Source organism: Phyllobacterium sp. CCNWLW109 (genome assembly GCF_037203905.1).
GTDB lineage: Bacteria > Pseudomonadota > Alphaproteobacteria > Rhizobiales > Rhizobiaceae > Phyllobacterium > Phyllobacterium ifriqiyense.
This window is the reverse complement of the sequence record NZ_JBBCBK010000006.1, coordinates 1-20398: the sequence shown is the minus strand read 5'-3', so window position 1 is coordinate 20398 and position 20398 is coordinate 1. Positions and strand designations below refer to the sequence as shown.

Here is a 20398-nt window from a genome sequence, read left to right as displayed (position 1 = left end):
ACTCCTCAATCGATCTTGCCATATCGGCGTTCCAGCCAACGCAGCCCGATTACAGAAACGACACTAATGACGAGGAAGAACGCACCAACCATCGTGATCGGTTCAATATATCTGTAATTGTAGTTGGCGATGCTGCGAGCCTGGTTCATCAACTCAAGTACCGTGATCGCTGAAAGCAGCGGGGTTTCCTTGAACATGGCGATGAAATAGTTAGCCAAAGCCGGGATCATCGGCGGCAATGCCTGCGGCATGATAATCTGGGTCCATGTCTGGAAAGGGCTAAGATTGCATGCCTTTGCCGCCTCCCATTGGCCGCGCGCCACATTATCAATGCCAGCGCGGTACACTTCAGCCGTGTATGTGCCGTAATGCAGCCCGAGCCCGATGACACCTGCGACGAGCGGCGAAAGCGTAACCCCGAGGTCCGGCAACACGTAGAAAATGAAGTAGAGCTGCACCAGCAATGGCGTGCCGCGAATGAACTCGGCAATAAAACCCATTGGCATTGATATCAGCCGGTTGCTGGAACGGCGTATAATGGCGATGACAAGCCCAACAATCGCGGCCAGAACCGACCCGAGCAGGGTGGCAATAATGGTAATTTTCACGCCTTCGATCAGCGTTGGAAGAATTTGAACGACGAAAGCCCAATCCCATTCCATTTTCGCCTCCTATGACCTGATGCCGTCTAGGCCGCGCGTCAGGTAACGCTCGAGACCACGGATTGCGAGGGAGATGATGCTGGCGATAAGAAAGTACAGCACAAGGATCGTCAGAAACGGGACGAGTGTATTGCCGGTTTGCGCACGTACGACTTGGGCCTGAAATGTCATATCCGAAAGCGATATGAGCGATACGACAGCTGACGCTTTTAAAAGCTCAATGGCATTATTACCAAATGTCGGAAGCATCAGGACGAATGCCTGCGGCAGGATGATTTTGCGCAGGCCCTGCCAGCGTGTCAGATTGAGCGCGATACAAGCCTCGTATTGCTCTTTACCAATGGACTTGACTGCTCCGCGAACCACTTCTGCGCCGTAAGCGCCTACATTCAGGCCCAGCGCAAGCACGCCCGCCTGCAACGGCGTGAGCGAAAAGCCAAAGAGCGGCAGCACAAAATAGGCCCAGAATAATTGTACGAAAATCGACGTGCCACGAAAAAATTCAATATAGGCCGTCGCAAGCCAGCGAACGGGAGCGATGCGAGATAATCTCCCAAGCCCGGCGAGAAATGCCATTACCAATGCCAGCACTGAGCCCATCAGCGTCAGCTGGATGGTGACGATTGCGCCGTCGAGGATAAGTTGCAGATAGCCGGCCCATTGGCCCATCGCTTCGCCACCTTTGTAAGAGTAAAGGAAAGAGCCGCTTCACCTTTAAGCGAAGCGGCATTGCTTGCGGCCTTATTTGGCGGCGCAAAGCTTTTCGCGATTGGTCGAGATGGCTGCCGCTGCCGAGAAACCATATGGCTCTATGATTTTGGCAAATTCGCCAGATGTCTTCATCTCGGCAAGAACCTTGTCAAACTCATCACGCAGAGCAGTGTCGCCCTTGCGGAAAGCTGCGCCATCGCAATAAACAGGAGCACCCTGTACCGGCGCAATGACTTCGATGTTCGGATCATTTGCCTTTTTGACCAGATCATTGATTGAAAGAACGGGCAGGGAATATGTATCGATGCGACCGTCCTGCAGCATTTTCAAACCGCTCTGGCCGTCCGGCACAACAATAACGCGCTCACGTGGTACGCCTGCTTCAAGAGCCAGGCGCTCTTCCGTACCGCCGCCCGGCGCGCCGATTGTAGCTTTCTCATCCTTAGCAATATCCGCATAGCTCTTGAAGCCTTTTGGATTGCCTTTTTTAACGAGGAATGCCTCGGCGTCACAAAGGATCGGTTCCGAATAGGACACTGCATTGCAGCGTTCTGGCTTCATGAAAAGACCAGCAGTAACAACATCATGACGGCCAGCCTGAAGACCGGGGATCATGGCCCCATACTCGGAAATTGAAGCAACGACATCGTTGACGCCGAGCTTTTTGAACACCGCACGAGCAACATCCGGACCGGCACCCGATACGCTGCCATCGGCCTTAACGGCCGTGAATGGCGGTTCATTTGCAATTGCAATGCGGGCAAAGCCTTGCGCTTTCAACTTGTCGAGCGCTTCGTCAGCCTTTGCCGGCATTGAAGAAACCAGAGCAGACAATGCTGCGGCTCCCAACAATGCACTGATCGTTTGTAGTTTCATCATGTTCCCAACTCCTTGGTTTTCTTTTTTGTAGGATCGCCGAGGGCCTGTTAGATGCGGTGACCTGCGGCGATGATCTTTTTCAGGAAGGCCTGTGTTCTTTCCTGCTTCGGATGTCTGAAAATTTCGTCCGGCTTGCCATCCTCGACAATTCGACCGCGATCAAAGAACAGAACGCGATCAGCAAAATCATGGGCAAAACCCATCTCGTGGGTAACGAGAAGCATTGTCATGTCTGTTTCGCGGCACAGACGCCAAAGCACGTTCAGCACTTCCTCCACGAGTTCTGGATCGAGGGCAGATGTAACTTCGTCAAACAACATGATCTTCGGTTGGAGGGCCAAAGCACGGGCAATTGCGACGCGCTGTTTTTGGCCACCGGAGAGCTGCGACGGCATGGATTTCGCCTTATCCGCAAGCCCAACCATGTCCAGCAATTCCATTGCGTGCTGCTCGGCATCTTTTTTCGCGACGCCCTTTGTCAGCATGGGCGCTAACGTCACATTATCGAGCACGCATTTGTGCGGAAACAGATTGAACAACTGAAAGACCATGCCAATCTTTTCGCGCATTTTGTGAAGATGCGCGTCATCCGCTGGTTGCAGCTTTCCGTTACGCTCCATCTGATAAAGATTGTCGCCGGCAACGCGGATCGTTCCGGAATCTATTCCCTCAAGCGTCATGAGGATGCGCAGGATCGTAGTCTTTCCCGAGCCCGATGGTCCAATGAGAGCGAGCTTTTCGCCCGGTGCTACACTGAATGACAGGTCGTTCAAAACTTTGAACGCACCAAAACTTTTACTGATGCCGTCAATCTCGATGATTGGTGCGGCTGCGGATGGTGGCATGCGTGTCTCCCTTCTGGTTGAGACAACCTCATGCGCTAACGATGGGAGACTTATGAAATCATGTCAATTGTTAAAATTAAATCATGACAATTTAACTGATCGTGATGAAAAATCAGGCAGTTTGGTCAAATAGCAAGGAGCAGATGTTCAAGGTCGCCACGAAGAAGATTGGCAACGACACCAAGTCCGGACCGCAGCTCCTGCTCAGTTGTTGAGCCGAGCGAGATCCGTACCGCCGGATGCCACGGATAATTTGAGATGCGGAAGGACGCGCCGGGTGCGATGGCAACTCCTTGCAGCCTTGCATGCGCCACAAAAGCTTCTTCAGTCCGCTCCCCAGTTAGAGGTAACCAGATGTGCAGGCTTTGCGGATGTGACAAGAAAGGAATGCCGCTTAAGACTTCGGCAGCAACGGAATGTCTGGCCCGCAGCGCCTCACGCTGCCAGTTGACCAATTCCATGGCCGTGCCGTCCGATACCCATCGGCTCGCAATTTCTGCAACGATCGGTGTGGCCATCCAGTTTGAAACAAGATGCCTATTGGCAACAGCAGCGACATAGCGATCAGGTGCCACCAAATAGCCGATCCGCAGACCAGGTATGACGATCTTGGTGAAACTGGTGAAATAGAGCGTTCGCTCTGGCGCAATTGATGCGATGGGAGGCGGACGATGCTCGACAAGCGGGCCCAGCACATCACTCTCGATGATCGCGATGTCATGCTTACGGGCAATAGCCACCAGAGCATTTCGCCGCTCCAGGCCCATCAGTGTCCCGGTCGGATTGATAACCGAGGGCTGAACGAAAACTGCTTGGATACCGGTGACCCTGCAGCATTCGTCGAGCGATTCCGGAATAATGCCCTGATCATCGATGGCAAGACCTTCAAGCGTAAGGCCAAGATAGGAGGCTAGCGGCGTCAATGTGTGATGCCCTATCCCTTCCGTCGCGACCTTCGAACCGGGTGGCGCTGCGCTCATCAAGGCGACCGCCATGGCAGCAGTCGCACCGTTTGTTACACTGATATTCCCAGGCGCCACCTCCAGTCCGCACGCGCGCAGCCATTCCATTGCGATGGTACGGTGGCGCGGGAAAACAACATTTGGCCGGAATGATAAAGCCGAACTTGGAGGCAGGGTTTCCGACAGCCACGCCAGGGCTTTTTTCATGCGCTCCAAATGCATTGGCTCGCATATGGGCTTCAAGATGGACAGATCGATAACCTCGCCAAGTCGTTCCGGCAGATAGGGAGGATCCGGCTCACGGCTGTTTTGACAGACGAATGTACCACGCCCGGTTTCACCCGAAATCAAATTGCGGCGAATCAATTCTTCATAGGCGCGACTGACAGTCTGCACCGAAAGTCGCAAATCATCGGCCATTCGTCGATGCGTTGGCAGACGGGCGCCACCTTCCAGTTTGCCATCAGCGATAGCACGTGCAATCTGTTCTGCCAGCGATAGATAGGCTGGACGGCGAAGGCTTGTTGGATCTGGTTGCCACAATGTCATGATTTATAAGTGATCGAAGTCAGTGCAATTGACAATCAAAAAATCACAACGTCATGATTATAACATGAATCCAACGGGCGTATCATGACCTCAATCAAGCTAGATCCAATCGATATACGCATCCTTGATGAAATCCAGCGGGAAGGCCGGATCACCAAGCTTGCACTGGCCGAGCGGGTGGGAATATCTCCGACACCCTGCTGGACACGCCTGCGCCGCCTGGAAAAGGCAGGTGTCATTACAGGGTATCATGCCCGTATCGCGTTGCGGCTTATCGCGCCCATTACGACCGTGCTCATGGAAGTTACTCTGGGTGCGCACAAACAAGCGGATTTCGAACGGTTTGAACGCGCAATCAAAACGCTGCCAGAAGTGGTTGCCTGTTGGTCGGTCGGAGGAGGCGTCGATTACGTTCTCAAAGTCATGACTCGCGATATCGATGCATATCAGCGACTGGTGGATGACCTTTTGCAACGCGAAATCGGCATAGACCGGTATTTTACCTATATCGTGACAAAGACCGTCAAAGATGACGCGGTATTGCCTGTGGCTGAGTTGTTGACCGACGCGGATAATAGCTAGTCAATCTCTCTTCCAGTGTTACGAAATAAAGACAATCTCTCTTAACCCGGCGTCTCATACAGGCTGTCTCTCTTCCGATTTGTGCGACCCTTGCACCGAACAATTCCGGGAGAGTTGAATGTCCGCTCACTTTGCACGACCAGATCGCCATGCCGCCCTTGATCGCCTGACCGACCGGCGCATGCTGCGCGAACTGGCCTATGTCGACGGCCATTGGACTGCAGGTGATGCAGGACAGACCTTTGAAGTTTCTGACCCTGCAACCGGTGCTGCTATAGCCTGGGTATCCAAGCTCAATGCGGATCAAACTTCGATTGCAGTTGATGCTGCCGTGAGAGCTTGGCCGGCTTGGCGGGCGCTTCTCCCTCAAGAGCGAACGGCAAGATTGCGGAAGTGGTACGAACTCATATTGGCTGCGAAGGATGATCTGGCTTTGATCATGACCCTTGAGCAGGGCAAGCCGCTCAGTGAATCGCGTGGCGAAATCGAGTATGCCGCCTCCTTTATCGAGTGGTATGCGGAAGAGGCCAAGCGCTTAAACGCCGAGAATGTAACAAGTCATCTTTCCGGCGCTGAGATGATTGTTCGCCGCGAGGCAATTGGCGTTGTCGGGATTGTTACGCCCTGGAACTTCCCATCAGCCATGCTGACGCGAAAGGCAGCAGCAGCCTTGGCCGCTGGTTGTACTGTCGTTGCGCATCCATCATCGGAAACGCCGCTTTCGGCGCTTGCTCTGGCAGAGCTTGCTGATCGTGCAGGTATTCCTGCTGGCGTTTTCAATATTGTGACAGGCGACGCTGCAACAGTGGTTGGACGCATGTGCGAAGACCCGCGCGTCCGGGCGTTAAGCTTCACCGGTTCAACAGAAATTGGCCGGCTTATCGCGGCGCAATGTGCGCCAACCATGAAAACTCTCGTGATGGAATTGGGCGGTCATGCACCGCTTATCGTGTTTGCCGATGCGGATATTGATCGCGCCGTAGACATCGCCATTGATGCAAAGTTCGCCACTTCGGGACAGGATTGTCTCGCTGCAAACCGGATTTACGTTGAGCGCCCAATACATGCGGCTTTTGCCGCAGCATTTGCCAGGCGGATTTCTAAGCTGAAGGTCGCTCCAGGATTGACTGAGGGCGTTGATATCGGTCCTCTGATGCATCAACGCGCCGTTCAAAAGGTTGAAGAGCAGGTTGAGGATGCCGTGGCACGAGGCGCGAAATGCGCTGTCGGCGGCAAGCGCCATGACGCCGGTGCACTATTTTATGAGCCCACGCTTCTTTTGAATGTACCAGAAGATGCACTGATCATGCGCGAAGAGACATTCGGCCCTGTGGCGGCTCTTGCCGTATTTGATACGGAAGAAGAGGTCGTTCAGCGCGCCAACGATACAGAATATGGTTTGGTTGCTTATGCCGTGACCAAGGATGGGGCGCGAATGCTGCGTCTTGGCCGTAGCCTCGAATATGGAATGGTCGCTATAAACCGGGTGAAAATCACCGGCGCGCCAATTCCCTTCGGGGGCATTAAACAGTCCGGGCTGGGGCGCGAAGGATCGCGGCACGGAATCGAGGCTTTCACAGAACTAAAATATCTCTGCATCGACACTCACTGATTTAGAAGAACAGGATAGTACCATGCTTGAACGCTCGAACGAATTGAACGCCTGGGATCGGGACCACTTCTTTCACCCGTCAACTCATATGGGCGCTCATGCGCGCGGTGAAACACCAACGCGTATTATCAAAAGCGGTGAGGGCGTTCATATTACCGATAGTACCGGTCGCACAAGTATCGATGCATTCGCGGGCCTTTACTGCGTCAATGTTGGCTATGGCCGAACCGAAATCGCCGACGCCATTGCAAAACAGGCTCACGAGCTCGCTTATTACCATGCCTACGTCGGGCATGGCACGGATGCATCAATAACACTTTCCAAGATGATCATTGATCGCGCGCCGGAAGGAATGAGCCGGGTCTATTTCGGGCTTTCCGGCTCTGACGCCAATGAAACCAACATCAAATTGATCTGGTACTACAACAATATTCTGGGTCGTCCTGAAAAGAAGAAAATCATTTCCCGTTGGCGTGGCTATCATGGCTCGGGAATCATGACCGGCAGCATGACAGGGCTTGAGCTTTTCCATAATGCCTTTGATCTGCCGCGTGCGCCAATTCTCCACACGGAAGCACCTTATTACTTCCGCCGCGAAGATCGTTCGATGAGCGAAGAGCAATTTTCGCAACATTGTGCCGACAAGCTGGAAGAGATGATCCTTGCAGAAGGACCGGAAACAGTCGCAGCCTTCATCGGTGAGCCAATTCTTGGGACAGGCGGCATTGTCCCGCCGCCAGCAGGTTACTGGGAAAAAATTCAGGCCGTACTCAACAAATACGACATTTTACTCGTAGCTGATGAAGTGGTTACCGGATTTGGCCGTTTGGGTACAATGTTCGGATCGGATCATTATGGCATTAAGCCCGATCTGATCACCATTGCGAAGGGGCTCACCTCAGCATATGCACCGCTCTCGGGCGTCATCGTTTCAGACAAGGTTTGGCAGGTACTGGTGAAGGGATCCGATATGCTTGGTGCAATCGGGCATGGTTGGACCTATTCAGCACATCCGATCTGCACCGCGGCTGGTATCGCCAATCTCGAACTTATCGACAAGCTCGATCTTGTGACAAATGCCGGTGAAACCGGTGCTTATTTCCGCAAGCAGTTGACTGAAGCCTTGGCAGAGAATGCCATCGTCGGTGAAGTGCGCGGTGACGGGATGCTCGCCGCCGTAGAATTTGTTGCTGACAAAGACGATAGGAAATTTTTTGACCCTGCATTGAAAGTCGGACCACGCATTGCGGCAGCTCTGGCTGAACTTGGCGTGCTTGGGCGGGCCATGCCGCAAGGCGATATTCTGGGCTTTGCACCACCATTATGTTTGACCCGGGACGAGGCTGACACGGTTGTCAATGCTGCGACCAAAGCGGTCGAGTCGATTGCAAAAACGCTCTGAGGTTCACCATGAAAGAGCAAAACATTCCGCAGACCATGGCCGCTATACAACTCATTGGCCATGGCGGGCTCGACAAGCTGATTTACAATGAGAACACGCCGGTTCCTACACCTGCGCCGGGCGAGGTTCTTATCGAAATAACCGCTTGCGGTATGAACAATACGGATGTCTGGGTGCGGGAAGGCGCCTACGGCACCGAGGAAGATGCTGGCGCCGTTTCAACCTGGCGCCGACAAGAGCCGACATTAAGGTTTCCGCGCGTTCAGGGGACTGACATAGTCGGGACGATTGTTGCTGTTGGCGATGGCGTCGACAAGGTGCGTATCGGGCAACGCGTAATGGTCGATTTTTCCATCTATAATCGCGATGATGATAGTCTTGCCGATATCGATTATATTGGTCATGGACGCGATGGCGGTTATGCCGAATATGTAACCGTGCCGGTTGAAAATGCCCATTACGTCAACACGGATTTGAGCGATATCGAACTTGCCACCTTCTGCTGTGCATATTTAACCGGCGAACAGATGCTGGAACGTGCCGGATTGCGGGCAGGAGAGCGAGTGCTTGTTACTGGCGCATCAGGTGGCGTGGGCTCCGGTATTGTTCAACTTGCAAGGGCTCGGGGTGCAATTCCCTATGCGCTTGTGGGAGCGGGCAAAGAACAGGCATTGCTCGACATTGGCGCTGAAGCAGTGATCACACGGGGCACCAATGACCTTGTGGCAGCGGTGAATGATGCGACCGGCGGAGAGCCAATTGACGTCGTAGCCGATCTTGTTGGCGGTTCAATATTCAACGATTTGCTGCGCATTCTCAGAGCTGAGGGTCGTTACACCACAGCCGGAGCAATTGCTGGACCTGTTGTGCAGCTCGATCTTCGCACCATGTATCTTAAACAACTGGCTTTGCATGGCTCATCGCAGGGCACGCGGGGAGATTTCCGCCGGATCGTGCGCTATATTGAAGAAGGCAAGATCCGGCCGCTTGTTGGCGGCGTCTATCCGCTTTCTGAGTTTCACCGCGCACAAACGGATTTCATGGCCAAATCCTTCGTCGGGAAACTGATTGTCGTGCCGGATGCCAAATTCGACAATATCCGAATTAATGGAAATCCCTAGATTTCGGCATTATGCGAACATTTCTGGGATGACGCGCCCGCGCGTCTCCCTGGACAGAATGGTTGACTTCGTCACTGCGTGATACGGGCAAAATGGCCCGCTGCTCAGAGAGACGATAAAGGTCGCCAGTCCGATCGATAAGCTTTCTGGCAACGATGTGCACCACATTATCAGCGCTTTGAACTATTCCTTCGATCTGGATCAGCCGAGATCCCATCACTTCCTTACGATAAATGTTGAGGAGCTTTTGCCAGATGACAATGTTGGAGATGCCTGTTTCATCTTCAATAGTCATAAAGACAACGCCTTTTGCAGTTCCAGGCCTTTGCCGAACAGTCACCACTCCAGCCAGTTTGACGCGCTTATTATTCGCCAGACTATTTGCAAATTGGCATGTGGAAACGCCTTCTGACGTAAACATTTCTCGCAAAAACTGCATTGGATGCCCTTTGAGCGAAAGCCTTGTCGATTCGTAATCGGCAATGACGTGCTCAGAGAGTTTCATTTGAGGAAGAACCGTTTTGACTTCCGTAGCCAACTCATTTGTTTCAGCCGCATGAAATAGGGGCAACGTCGTGTTGTCAGGGAAGCGGCGCACCGCCCATAGTGCCTCTCGCCGGTCGATACCTAGCGAACGAAATGCATCTCCATCGGCAAGCAAGACAAAAGCCCGTCTTTCAAGTTTCGTCAGACGCCTTACCTGTTCAATATCGGTATAGGCTTGCTTTCTTCTCTCACAGATCAAGTCAGCCCAAGGCTTTGAAAAACCATCGACCTGACGAAAACCGAGTCTTGTGCATAAAACACCATTTTCCTTTGATTCCAATGTGTTGTCCCAATGACTGAAATTAATATCTACAGGACGTACTTCGACATCATGCTTGCGCGCATCGCGAATAATCTGGTCTGGCGGATAAAAACCCATAGGCTGTGAGTTCAACAATGCCGCCGCGAAAGCAGCGGGATAATGATACTTAATCCAAGATGAAATATAGACCAGGATGGCAAAACTCGCAGCATGGCTTTCAGGAAAACCATACTCACCAAATCCTTTGATCTGGTTGAAGCAGTTTTGAGCGAAATCCCTTTCATAGCCTCGGCGAACCATGCCTTCCACCATCTTGTTTTCCAGTTTGTGAATAGTTCCCACATGCCGGAAAGTTGCCATGGCGCGGCGCAATTGATTGGCTTCATCGCCGGTAAAACCTGCTGCGACGATGGCAATACTCATCGCCTGCTCTTGAAAGAGAGGAACTCCAAGCGTCCGGACAAGAACCTCTTTCAATTCGTCTTTATGTCCGTGATCAGGCGAGGGTGAAGGATAAACAACAGAATCAGGATTGTTGCGCCGCTTCAAATAGGGATGAACCATATCCCCCTGAATGGGTCCCGGTCTTACTATGGCGACTTCAATAACCAGATCGTAAAATTTCCTCGGACGAAGGCGCGGCAGCATATTCATCTGTGCACGGCTTTCCACTTGGAAGACCCCAAGGGAATCTGCCTTGCAGAGCATGTCGTAGACGTCGTCATCATCCAATGGGATGTCCGCAAGTCCATAGCGTTTACCACCGTGTAGATGAATGAGATCAAAGGCCTTGCGGATACAAGTGAGCATGCCAAGCGAAAGAACATCAACTTTCATGATATTGAGTTCGTCAATATCATCCTTGTTCCATTCGATGAAAGTACGGTCTTTCATGGCGGCGGGCCCTATCGGAACGGTCAAATCAAGACGTTCCTGCGTGAGGACAAAACCACCAACATGTTGGGAAAGATGACGTGGGAAACCAAGCAGTTCCTTGGCAAGCCTTATGGTGCGGCGGATCATGACATTATCAGGATCAAGTCCAGCCTGCTTTATTTCCTGCTTTTCAACGACCGATCCCCAACTACCCCAAACCATATTAGCCAAAGCGGCAGTGACATCTTCTGTCAGGCCCAATGCTTTCCCAACATCACGGATTGCACTGCGCGGCCGATAACTGATGACGGTTGCAATAATAGCAGCATGGTCGCGCCCATATCGCTCGAAAATCCATTGCATGACTTCTTCGCGGCGCTCATGCTCGAAATCCACATCAATATCGGGCGGTTCTTTACGTTCTTTCGAAAGAAACCGGTCAAAAAGCAGGTTGCTTGTGGCGGGATCAACGGCCGTAATGCCCAGACAATAACAGACAGCAGAATTGGCCGAGGAACCGCGCCCCTGACAAAGGATATTTTGTGAGCGGGCATAGGTAACAATGTCATAAACAGTCAGGAAGTAGGGCGCATATTCCAACTCCCCGATCAGGGTCAGTTCTTTTTCCAGGATCGTAGACACATTTTTGGGAATGCCATCCGGATAGCGTTTATTGGCGCCGATCCATGTTTCATCGATCAGATGTTGCTGGGGTGTTTTGCCGGGTGGAACAGGTTCATCAGGATATTGATAGCGTAAATCATCAAGAGAAAAACTGATCGGCTTCACAAAGCGCTGCGTCTCTTCAAGTGCTTCCGGAAAAAACCGAAAGAGATACAGCATGTCGGTTGGTGATTTCAGATGCCGCTCTGCATTCTTTTCCAGTTTGCGGCCAGCTGTCTCTATCGTAACATGCTCACGGATACAGGTCAGCACATCCTGAAGTGGCCGCCGGGCAGGAGTGTGATAAAGCACATCATTAACTGCCAAAAATGGAATGTTTGCATCGGCTGCAATTCGAACCAGTTTTTCACCGTGACGCCTGTCGGCTCCCTTGCGCGGCATCACCAGACCAAGCCAAACGCAATCCGCCGCTGCAAAAGCTAGTTTTTTTAGGAAGTCCGTGAAGCTTTCGTCGGGATTTTCGGGAGGCATTACAGCTATCTGAAAATTGTCTGCCTTGAACAGAAAGTCTTCGAAAAGCAGATGGCATTCCCCTTTGGTCTTGGCACGGTGCTTTCCCACACTCAAAATCTGGCAGAGATGACCGTAAGCAGGGCGATCTCGCGGATAAACAACAAGGTCAGGCGTGCCGTCAGTGAAACTTAGCCGACAACCAATATAGAGGTCTATTGAAAGACCCTGTTCTTTTTTGATTTCTTTTCTGGCGCTATGGGCTCGCACCACGCCAGCAAGTGTATTGCAATCGGCAATACCAATACCTTTAAGCCCCAGAAGAGCTGCAGCCAGAACCAGTTCCTGGGGTTGCGACGCCCCCTTGAGGAAGGAAAAATTGCTGGTGACGGCAAGCTCAGTATAATCCATCAGGCAAAAATCCCATGCAAATACCATCGGGGGGTGGGATCGCCTCGCTCATAAAGACCCTCGCGGAATACCCAAAAACGCTTTCCCTGATTGTCTTCAACCCGGTAATAGTCGCGTGTGAGAGCACCCGCATGCTCGCGCCACCATTCTGGTGCAATACGCTCGGGTCCTTCAGCTAAAACAATCGTGTGCTGTACGCGGCGCCACGTAAAGCGCGCCGGTGCACCGTCAGGAATTCCCGATGTCGTTTCAATGCGTTCGGGTGGATTAAACAGTCTGATTGGTCTTTCGAGAGGATTTCCAGGGTAATGTTCTGGTGACCACTGAACTGATTGATCCGATCTATTCCCGGCTGCAGCTTCAAGCATGACAGCACGTTCAGGAATGTGCGTATCAATAGCAACAGGTCGCAACACACGCGAACTGCCCAATCTTATAGAAAGTCTATCGATGAGCGCATCAAATGCTTCTGTCTCTTGCCGCGTATTGTCGAGACTTTTCTGCAGCGCATGTGTTTGTTCTGTTCGAATAGCAGAGAGCCGAACAATATCAAAGCCATAGCCTGCATCCAGAGGTTCTGCCAAGCTTGATAGCCTCTCCTTGAGCAATCGCAGTAATGTTTTTGTCTCTACAAGCGGCCTTCCGGATTCAATACGAATCCGTCTCACATTTCCATCAACACGAAAAAAGCTCGCTTCGATTTCACGCGCACCTTGAACACGGGTTTGCAATTGCCTGAAAAGTTCATCGCCAAGGGATTGAAGTAAAAGCTCGACGGAATCCATAACAACCAAAGGTTCGGTCATGCGTCGCTCAACCATACAGACAGGCACAATACGGCGCGGAGAAATTGGCTGGTCTTGCCTGCCAAAAAGACTGTCCAGGCGATTGATCAGCTCTTTTCCGAAACGGGCAGCAAGGGCAGCACGGGGCAGAACCTCGACTTCGCCAACATGCAGCAGACCTGCGCGCTTCAGACCAGCAAGATGTGCTGCTTCTATCTCAAGACAGGCAAGGTGCAGTTTATATAGTCTCTTTTCTTCATCATCGCCGATGACACCGCCGGATGAATAGCGTGCAAAGGCACGGGCAGAGGCTGCATTGCTTGCGATGGCTGATTTTACTGCCACGCCCTGTTGATTGAGACGATTGTGAATATCCTTGAGCATAGTGTGCTCATCCCCAAAAAGATGAACACAACCTGTAATATCGAGGATAAGACCATCCGGATCGTCAAAAGCGACCAGAGGCGTGTATCGATCACACCAATCTGCCAGACGCTCCAAAAATGCGGAATCCTGACGAGGTGAGGCAAATGCGATATCCAGCTTTTCAAACTGCGCACGTGCATCAGCCAAAGTCATGCTTTTGTATAGACCTGCTTTTGTAGCTCTCTGATCAACCGCTACCAGCCGTAAAGTATTGGCAATCTTGTCAACAACAATGAGATACTGATCAGAACGGTCGCGCTGCGAATTTTCGCGTTTGAGACGATCCGTAGGAAGATGTGGAAACCACAGAGCCAAAAACCGGCTCGATCCGTTGGAAAACATGATTTTCACTCTCCCATTGTAATAGCCATTGGCCTGTGTTGCCCTGCCTGTTGCGAATGAGTTGGACATGAAAAACAGGGTTGCCCGGCGCGTTTGCACCAGGGGATTGTGAGGTTGCAGCACGAATTAACCACCGTGTGACGGCAGCATTTTCACCCGGAACAGCTCCCAGCCTCAGGAGAAAGGCGGGCACTTCGGCCTGTTGTGCGCTAAGCAGTAATTTTCGCGAGGCAGTCAAATCCAGACATTTGGGATGGCCCCACGGCGCAATAATAACTGCTCCCATACCGCGAATGCCAAGGCTGTCTGCTGCAGCCTTTAAAACATTATGAGGCGAGGAGCACCGAACGAAAATCACCCGCTCCGGGTCGAGACCCAAATAATGCAGGCCAGGAGCATAGGGAAAGCCATGTTCATTGCCTGTAAAATCTTCTTCAATCCAAAGAATGGGGCTTAGGTTGGCTGATGCGCGCAAGGCGAGGGCAATAACAAAACCTGTTGCGGCTCCTGCGTCCCCACTTTCCTTCGCAAAAACCTCATGCAGAGCGCCTCGCTGAAGGCCACCCCGAAATACGCCGTCTACAGCCCGGCAGCCAAGATCAAAGGCAGAGCCAGACACACCTTGCGTGCCTTGCTCATTTAAAGACGCAATATCGCGTCTTAACGCCGTTAGATCGACGATCGCCACTATAGAACCCCCGTTTGTTCATGATATGTTCCATTATCAAATTTAAGGTATCCAGTGTCAAGCGCTTCCCGATGCGAATGGTTAGAATCAGATCATCAATTGCAGATTTCAGAGTCATCCAGCCTTTCGCTGTTGAGACTCATGGGAAGGATTTCTGATCTGGCTCTGAAGCCCTTCTTCGCGATAATGGTTGTGTTATAGATTGAGGTGAAACTACGCTCAAAGTCATAGAAATGATCGCATGTCTGCCAAATCCACCGCTCCCATACCTAAATCGGAAAAGAGACATTCACTATTATTTCGCTGGATGTTGAGGCGGAATGCTCGGCAGGCGTTAAAGCTGCCACAGGTCAGAGCCCGAGAAACAGAGCTGTTTCGTGAAAGTATAAAGGGAAATTTGCCAAATTCAGGTAATGTTCTCCTGGCAGCATGCGATGATCGCTATTTCTACAATTTCGCTCTGGGGCTGATCAAATCCATCGAACGTCTAGGTCAGCCTGAGGCATTCCATCTTCTGCTTCTTCAACCTTCCGGCAAGGTCATCGAGGAAGCGGCTACCCTTTCCAAGACTCTCAAGCACGTGAGGCTGACCTATTCTATTGATCCATGCGCACTGGCGGAGGGGCTGCCACGCCGTGAAATCTATTATACCGCCGCACGCTTCCTGCTAGCGCCTTTAATTCTGGAAGCTGGTGTCGAACGCCTTCTTATGATTGATGTCGACGCCGTGATGAATCGGTCTCCCTGGCCAATAATTCCATCTGATTTCGACCATCAAAGCGGAGCATTCATATTTAGAAGGAATGAAAAACATCCGTGGCGCAAAATTCTTGCATCTGCCGTTCTTTTAAATAATTCGCCAGGTTCAATGCGATTGGCAAATGCAATTGCCGTTTCGATAGCAGTTAGCTTGGGGAAGAAACCCAAATATCATATCGACCAGATTCTACCGTTTTACGTCTGCGACTTTGCAAGCAAAACGATTCAGAATTTTTCCACTGTGGATATTCCCCCCAAACTCATGGGATATGATTACGAGCCGGAAGCCGCTTTCTGGACAGTCAAGGGTCATCAGGCGCTTGATACTTTTATAAGCGAAAGAGACAGGCTTCTTGGCCCAACGGAACAAGAAAACTAAGTCCGCCTGAAAAGTTAGGCGCGGCAGTTAAGCCCTGTGTGAGCGCCGATAGCGCGAATAATGTCATCCCAATCCTCAAGGTGAATTTCATGGCCGCCACCTGGAACACGGAGAAGTTCTGCACCTGGAACGCTTTGTGCCAGCAATTCGCCATGCTCGATCGGAAAAATCGGGTCCGCTGTGCCGTGGACAACGAGAAGAGGTTTAGCTAATTCGTCGCGCTTGTTGTCCCAGCTGTCACCACCTTTCAACATGAAATGATTGGTAGCGCTGGCGAAGTTTTTAGCACGCTTCACATCATGCTCTACGAGTTTACGGGCTTGCATCTCATTATAGGAATGCCGTGTACCTGCAATCATCTGCGTATCTTTAACAATAAAATCTATGACCTGAGCGCTATCGGTCCAATCAACACTCTCGCCTGTCGCTGCGTGCTCCATATAGGCACTACTCGTCTGCGGAAGGTTGGAGGTATCAACGCCGATGGGCGTGGTTGAGATCAAGGTCAGCGTTTTTACGCGTTCAGGATGGGCGAAAGTGGCCATTTGCGCGATCATACCACCCAGCGACATACCGACCAGATGTGCGGTTTTGATATTGTAGGCGTCGAGCACGCGAAATGCATCCTGAGCCATGTCGTCCATTGTATAATCAGGGTTTCCCGGCTCATAAGCGGTCGAAAGGCCGGTATCCCGATTATCATAACGAATGACGTAGCGTTTTTGGGCGGCGAGTTGCTTGCAAAACCCCTCCGGCCACCACAACATGGAAGCCATGGCGCCCATGATAAGCAGAACAGGCTCATGGGTTGGATCTCCAAAAGCCTGCGTGGCGATCTCAACATTGTCAGCAATGATGATCCGTTCATTCATTTCGTCATCCCCCTGCACAGCATCTGAGGTGTCAATGCCTCGAGCCTCGTCTCAAACGAACAGCAACTACATTGGTTGTGAACTTACATAACTGATCCTATAATGCAACCAGTCTTGCCAAAGAAGCAACCGCCGGCAATGACAGCAGAAACCAGAAGAGGTTCAAATGTTGGATCGTGCAGATTTCTATGACGCAGAATTAAAACGTCACACCAAACACTTGATTGCCGCTGCCAGCGTTGGAGTGAGTGACCATGTGCTTGATGTGGGTTGCGGGGCAGGACAAACCACGCGCGATGCCGCCAGCCTTGCTGTCAATGGCAAGGCGATTGGTGTGGATACGTCAAGCGATATGCTGGAAGTTGCCAGGCAACGGGCAAATGATTCTGGACTCAAAAATGTTTCATTTGAGCAGGGCGACGCCCAAAGCCACGTATTTCCCCAAGCCAGATTCGATCTTTGCATCAGCCGGTTTGGCGCTATGTTCTTCTCTGATCCGGCTGCCGCGTTTGCAAATATTGCCAGCGCCATGCGTCCCGATGCGCGACTGGCATGGATGGTATGGCAGAACCAGGATAAAAATGAATGGTCTGGCGCCATTCGGCGAACCGTAGCTCCGACCACGATGGCCTCACCGGAAACCCGGAAGGCGTTTTCCCTTGGTGAACCTGGTACCGCCAAAAAGCTTCTCAATACCGCAGGATTTGTATCCGTCGATTTTATCGACGTGCGGGAACCGGTATTCTACGGAGCATCTGTCGACAGCGCGTTTGACGCTCTCATGGAAATCTTCTCTATAAAGGATATGCTTGCTCAAACGAATGAAGCACCCGAACCTGCCTTGCAACGGCTGCGCAACCTGCTTGAGGCTCATATGACCACTGACGGGGTGCTCTTTGACTCCCGCGCCTGGATAATTACCGCTCGAAGAGAATAGGATATTTTGCGGGAATGATGGTGAGCGCGCGGGGGTTCGAACCCCGGACCTACTGATTAAAAGTCAGTTGCTCTACCGGCTGAGCTACGCGCTCCCTTGAAAGCCATAAACTGGCCTCGGGAAGTGCGGCGGAACATAGGTGCGAGATGGCAATCGGTCAACAGCTATTGTGCATAGTTTCTGTGATAAAAAGCGTTGTTTTTACAGCTTTCTTCAAATTTCCCCGGCAGAGCTACCCCGTAATGCGGTATTTGATCAGAGGAATGGCGAAAAGGTGATTGGAAATCCGAACAGATTCGGCTTAATCCGGCGCAACCTGAATGACCATGAAGGAGCGCATATGGCGCTGGATGTTTCCTATCTGACTGCCGCCGGGGCCGGGGCGCTCTCATTTCTTTCACCTTGTGTGCTGCCTCTCGTGCCGCCGTACCTGTGCTACATGGCAGGGGTGACTGTAGAAGACTTCCGAGCTGATGCTTCCACCGCCAAAATTTCACCGGTCAGGCGCGCGCTCCTTTTATCGTCCTTTTGCTTCGTCTTGGGATTCACCACAGTTTTTGTTCTACTGGGTGCAGGCGCATCGACAATTGGGGCATTCCTGCGCATGTGGCAGCAGGAAATAGCCATCCTGGCCGGAATCATCATCATCATTATGGGATTGAACTTTCTCGGTGTGTTCAGATTAGCTTTTCTATCCCGCGAGGCACGCTTTCAAAGCAAAGGAGCACCGGCCAATCCCTTTGCAGCCTATATTATGGGATTGGCATTCGCATTTGGCTGGACCCCATGCATAGGACCGGTGCTTGGTCCAATTTTGGCGCTGGCTGGAGCACGCGATACTGTCGCTGACGGGGCGCTACTGCTTGCGATCTATTCTCTTGGGCTCGGCATTCCCTTCATTATTGCCGCGCTATTTTCCGGTGTGTTCATGCGATTCCTATCCCGCTTTCGCATGCATCTTGGCAAGGTCGAAAAAATCATGGGAGGACTGCTGGTGATTACAGGAGTACTTTTCCTGACCGGAGGGCTGCAGACATTTTCATTCTGGCTGCTTGAAACATTTCCCATCCTCGGCCAACTTGGCTAAAGAAGCGCAAGTTACCAAATTGCAACCAGCATTGTGCCATGTTGCAGCCTGATAACGCTTTGGCCAAACTGAAAGTCTGAACCATGACATCACGCACTTGTCTTACGGTTATTCTCGCTGCCGGAGAGGGCACGCGGATGAAGTCCTCATTGCCGAAAGTGCTGCATGAAATAGCCGGATTACCAATTGTGGGACACGTCGCCAAGGCAGTGCAAGGTGCTGGAGGCAGCGATATAGCCTTAGTGGTGGGCCGTGGCGCCGACAAGGTTGAAACCTCCGTGCGCGCGCTCGTCAGCAATATCACCGTTCACGAGCAGGTGGAGCGCCTTGGCACGGGACATGCCGTTCTTGCCGCACAATCTGCCATAGAGGCAGGTTACGACGACATCATCGTGGTTTTTGGTGATACCCCGCTCATCGAAACATCTGCGCTGGAAATGGCTCGTGAGAAACTGGCTGGCGGTTCAGACATTGTGGTGATGGGATTTCGGCCTGAAAACCCCCATGGATATGGCCGCCTTATTGAACAGGATGGCCGCTTAATTGCGATTCGTGAAGAAAAGGACGCAAGCGAAACCGAAAAGAAAATTGGGTTTTGCAATGGCGGTCTGATGGCTTTGCGCGGTGATAGTGCCTTGGCATTGCTTCACATGATTAAGAATGAGAATGCAAAAGGTGAGTATTATCTGACCGATGTGGTGGAGATCGCCAATTCGCAAGGGAAGTCTGTTGTTGCCATTGAGATTTCTCCGGACAATGTGATCGGCATTAATACGCGCCTCGAACTGGCGGAAGCGGAAGCGATCTGGCAGAACCGCAAACGCCGCCAAATGATGCTGGCAGGCGTATCCATGCAAGCGCCGGAAACGGTATTTTTCTCTCATGATACCGTGATTGAGGCAGATGTTACGCTGGAGCCAAATATTGTTTTTGGCCCGGGTGTTTCGATTGCGTCCGGTACTGTAATCCACGCATTTTCGCATATTGAAGGTGCAAGCATTGGAGCAAACGCAAGTATTGGCCCGTTTGCCCGTCTTCGTCCGGGCGCAAATCTCGCGGCAAAAGCAAAAGTGGGCAATTTCGTTGAAGTGAAGAACGCCAAGATTGGGCAGGGCGCCAAACTAAATCATTTGAGCTACATCGGAGATGCTACCGTTGGTGCGGACGCAAATATTGGCGCAGGCACGATTACGTGTAATTATGATGGTTACAACAAATATCATACTGAAATTGGAACCAACACATTTGTAGGGTCCAACTCGTCTCTCGTTGCGCCGGTATCGATAGGTGATAATGCATATGTTGCTTCCGGCAGTGTGATTACAGAAAACGTGCCAGCAGATGCGCTGGCCTTTGGTAGAGCGCGTCAAGAAATTAAGGAAGGGCGTGCCGTCCAATTGCGGGCGCGTTATGCTGCCTTGAAGCTGTCGAAAAAGGCAGAATAGGGCAGTCCCTTTAAATCATGCAAGGGTTAGGTAATAGGCTTTCTGCGATGGCGACGCGTCATAGGCAGAAATGGTAAATTGAGGCATCGGAGTTTTATATGTGCGGAATTGTAGGAATCATCGG

General features: G+C 51.7%; 17 protein-coding genes and 1 tRNA gene. 8 read left to right on the top strand and 10 right to left on the bottom strand.

The window, feature by feature from the left end:
* Positions 1-5 precede the first annotated feature (5 nt).
* The 5 genes from ehuD to ehuR all read right to left on the bottom strand — a co-directional run bounded on the left by ehuD (position 6) and on the right by ehuR (position 4608).
* Complete coding sequence (ehuD, locus tag V9K92_RS21815) at positions 6-662, bottom strand: ectoine/hydroxyectoine ABC transporter permease subunit EhuD (protein ID WP_115053133.1); 657 nt, start codon at positions 660-662, stop codon at positions 6-8.
* Positions 663-671: 9 nt separating this feature from the next.
* Complete coding sequence (gene ehuC / locus V9K92_RS21810) at positions 672-1331, bottom strand: ectoine/hydroxyectoine ABC transporter permease subunit EhuC (RefSeq protein WP_115053132.1); 660 nt, start codon at positions 1329-1331, stop codon at positions 672-674.
* Between the two features lie 72 nt (positions 1332-1403).
* Complete coding sequence (gene ehuB, locus V9K92_RS21805) at positions 1404-2252, bottom strand: ectoine/hydroxyectoine ABC transporter substrate-binding protein EhuB (protein WP_370878820.1); 849 nt, start codon at positions 2250-2252, stop codon at positions 1404-1406.
* Between the two features lie 47 nt (positions 2253-2299).
* Positions 2300-3097 (bottom strand): ectoine/hydroxyectoine ABC transporter ATP-binding protein EhuA, encoded by a 798-nt coding sequence (ehuA, locus tag V9K92_RS21800; RefSeq protein WP_115053131.1) that lies wholly within the window; start codon positions 3095-3097, stop codon positions 2300-2302.
* 125 nt (positions 3098-3222) lie between these two features.
* Complete coding sequence (gene ehuR, locus V9K92_RS21795; protein ID WP_337354963.1) at positions 3223-4608, bottom strand: MocR-like ectoine utilization transcription factor EhuR; 1386 nt, start codon at positions 4606-4608, stop codon at positions 3223-3225.
* Between the two features lie 84 nt (positions 4609-4692).
* On the opposite strand from ehuR, the gene V9K92_RS21790 reads away from it, so the two are divergent.
* The 4 genes from V9K92_RS21790 (at position 4693) to V9K92_RS21775 (ending at position 9325) form a co-directional block, all read left to right on the top strand.
* Positions 4693-5190 (top strand): Lrp/AsnC family transcriptional regulator, encoded by a 498-nt coding sequence (locus V9K92_RS21790; protein WP_307284872.1) that lies wholly within the window; start codon positions 4693-4695, stop codon positions 5188-5190.
* Positions 5191-5308: 118 nt separating this feature from the next.
* Positions 5309-6802 carry an NAD-dependent succinate-semialdehyde dehydrogenase gene (locus V9K92_RS21785; RefSeq protein ID WP_337354962.1) on the top strand — a complete coding sequence of 498 codons (1494 nt, stop codon included), beginning with the start codon at positions 5309-5311 and terminating at the stop codon, positions 6800-6802.
* 22 nt (positions 6803-6824) lie between these two features.
* Positions 6825-8204, top strand: coding sequence for an aspartate aminotransferase family protein (locus V9K92_RS21780; RefSeq protein WP_337354961.1), 1380 nt, complete (start codon positions 6825-6827; stop codon positions 8202-8204).
* Between the two features lie 8 nt (positions 8205-8212).
* Entirely contained in the window at positions 8213-9325 is a 1113-nt protein-coding gene (locus tag V9K92_RS21775; RefSeq protein WP_337354960.1) for an alcohol dehydrogenase family protein, read from the top strand.
* On the opposite strand, the gene V9K92_RS21770 is transcribed toward V9K92_RS21775, so the two are convergent.
* Genes V9K92_RS21770 through V9K92_RS21760 form a run of 3 tightly spaced genes read right to left on the bottom strand, consistent with a single transcriptional unit; the run spans position 9309 to position 14795 of the window.
* Positions 9309-12557 (bottom strand): error-prone DNA polymerase, encoded by a 3249-nt coding sequence (locus V9K92_RS21770; protein WP_337354994.1) that lies wholly within the window; start codon positions 12555-12557, stop codon positions 9309-9311. The genes V9K92_RS21775 and V9K92_RS21770 overlap by 17 nt on opposite strands.
* Positions 12554-14107 (bottom strand): Y-family DNA polymerase, encoded by a 1554-nt coding sequence (locus V9K92_RS21765; protein ID WP_337354959.1) that lies wholly within the window; start codon positions 14105-14107, stop codon positions 12554-12556. The genes V9K92_RS21770 and V9K92_RS21765 overlap by 4 nt, the downstream gene beginning before the upstream one ends.
* On the bottom strand, positions 14010-14795 hold the full coding sequence (locus V9K92_RS21760; RefSeq protein ID WP_337354958.1) for an ImuA family protein: 786 nt from the start codon (positions 14793-14795) through the stop codon (positions 14010-14012). The genes V9K92_RS21765 and V9K92_RS21760 overlap by 98 nt, the downstream gene beginning before the upstream one ends.
* A 580-nt stretch (positions 14796-15375) precedes the next feature.
* On the opposite strand from V9K92_RS21760, the gene V9K92_RS21755 reads away from it, so the two are divergent.
* Positions 15376-15933: a hypothetical protein gene (locus V9K92_RS21755; protein WP_336440151.1), complete on the top strand. Its 558-nt coding sequence runs from the start codon at positions 15376-15378 to the stop codon at positions 15931-15933.
* A 14-nt stretch (positions 15934-15947) separates the two neighbouring features.
* Here the strand turns inward: V9K92_RS21755 and V9K92_RS21750 are convergent, their stop codons facing one another.
* Positions 15948-16805, bottom strand: coding sequence for an alpha/beta fold hydrolase (locus V9K92_RS21750; RefSeq protein ID WP_337354957.1), 858 nt, complete (start codon positions 16803-16805; stop codon positions 15948-15950).
* 166 nt (positions 16806-16971) lie between these two features.
* On the opposite strand from V9K92_RS21750, the gene V9K92_RS21745 reads away from it, so the two are divergent.
* Positions 16972-17742 carry a class I SAM-dependent methyltransferase gene (locus V9K92_RS21745; RefSeq protein ID WP_336440149.1) on the top strand — a complete coding sequence of 257 codons (771 nt, stop codon included), beginning with the start codon at positions 16972-16974 and terminating at the stop codon, positions 17740-17742.
* Between the two features lie 18 nt (positions 17743-17760).
* On the opposite strand, the gene V9K92_RS21740 is transcribed toward V9K92_RS21745, so the two are convergent.
* Positions 17761-17836 (bottom strand) — tRNA-Lys (locus V9K92_RS21740).
* A 246-nt stretch (positions 17837-18082) separates the two neighbouring features.
* On the opposite strand from V9K92_RS21740, the gene V9K92_RS21735 reads away from it, so the two are divergent.
* Both V9K92_RS21735 and glmU read left to right on the top strand, forming a co-directional pair.
* A complete protein-coding gene (locus tag V9K92_RS21735) occupies positions 18083-18829 on the top strand; it encodes a cytochrome c biogenesis CcdA family protein (RefSeq protein ID WP_307284899.1) in 747 nt (248 codons plus the stop codon).
* Positions 18830-18912: 83 nt separating this feature from the next.
* Positions 18913-20274, top strand: a complete 1362-nt coding sequence (gene glmU / locus V9K92_RS21730; protein ID WP_337354956.1) for a bifunctional UDP-N-acetylglucosamine diphosphorylase/glucosamine-1-phosphate N-acetyltransferase GlmU — start codon at positions 18913-18915, stop codon at positions 20272-20274.
* Positions 20275-20398: the final 124 nt, after the last annotated feature.

What these genes read in the sequence shown, in the direction of transcription:
- ehuC (WP_115053132.1), bottom strand. Translation starts at nt 1,331, where the DNA reads ATGGGCCAATGGGCCGGCTATCTGCAACTTATCCTCGACGGCGCAATC.
- V9K92_RS21780 (WP_337354961.1), top strand. Translation starts at nt 6,825, where the DNA reads ATGCTTGAACGCTCGAACGAATTGAACGCCTGGGATCGGGACCACTTC.
- ehuB (WP_370878820.1), bottom strand. Translation starts at nt 2,252, where the DNA reads ATGATGAAACTACAAACGATCAGTGCATTGTTGGGAGCCGCAGCATTG.
- ehuA (WP_115053131.1), bottom strand. Translation starts at nt 3,097, where the DNA reads ATGCCACCATCCGCAGCCGCACCAATCATCGAGATTGACGGCATCAGT.
- glmU (WP_337354956.1), top strand. Translation starts at nt 18,913, where the DNA reads ATGACATCACGCACTTGTCTTACGGTTATTCTCGCTGCCGGAGAGGGC.
- ehuR (WP_337354963.1), bottom strand. Translation starts at nt 4,608, where the DNA reads ATGACATTGTGGCAACCAGATCCAACAAGCCTTCGCCGTCCAGCCTAT.
- V9K92_RS21775 (WP_337354960.1), top strand. Translation starts at nt 8,213, where the DNA reads ATGAAAGAGCAAAACATTCCGCAGACCATGGCCGCTATACAACTCATT.
- V9K92_RS21765 (WP_337354959.1), bottom strand. Translation starts at nt 14,107, where the DNA reads ATGTTTTCCAACGGATCGAGCCGGTTTTTGGCTCTGTGGTTTCCACAT.
- V9K92_RS21785 (WP_337354962.1), top strand. Translation starts at nt 5,309, where the DNA reads ATGTCCGCTCACTTTGCACGACCAGATCGCCATGCCGCCCTTGATCGC.
- V9K92_RS21750 (WP_337354957.1), bottom strand. Translation starts at nt 16,805, where the DNA reads ATGAATGAACGGATCATCATTGCTGACAATGTTGAGATCGCCACGCAG.
- V9K92_RS21735 (WP_307284899.1), top strand. Translation starts at nt 18,083, where the DNA reads ATGGCGCTGGATGTTTCCTATCTGACTGCCGCCGGGGCCGGGGCGCTC.
- V9K92_RS21745 (WP_336440149.1), top strand. Translation starts at nt 16,972, where the DNA reads ATGTTGGATCGTGCAGATTTCTATGACGCAGAATTAAAACGTCACACC.
- ehuD (WP_115053133.1), bottom strand. Translation starts at nt 662, where the DNA reads ATGGAATGGGATTGGGCTTTCGTCGTTCAAATTCTTCCAACGCTGATC.
- V9K92_RS21790 (WP_307284872.1), top strand. Translation starts at nt 4,693, where the DNA reads ATGACCTCAATCAAGCTAGATCCAATCGATATACGCATCCTTGATGAA.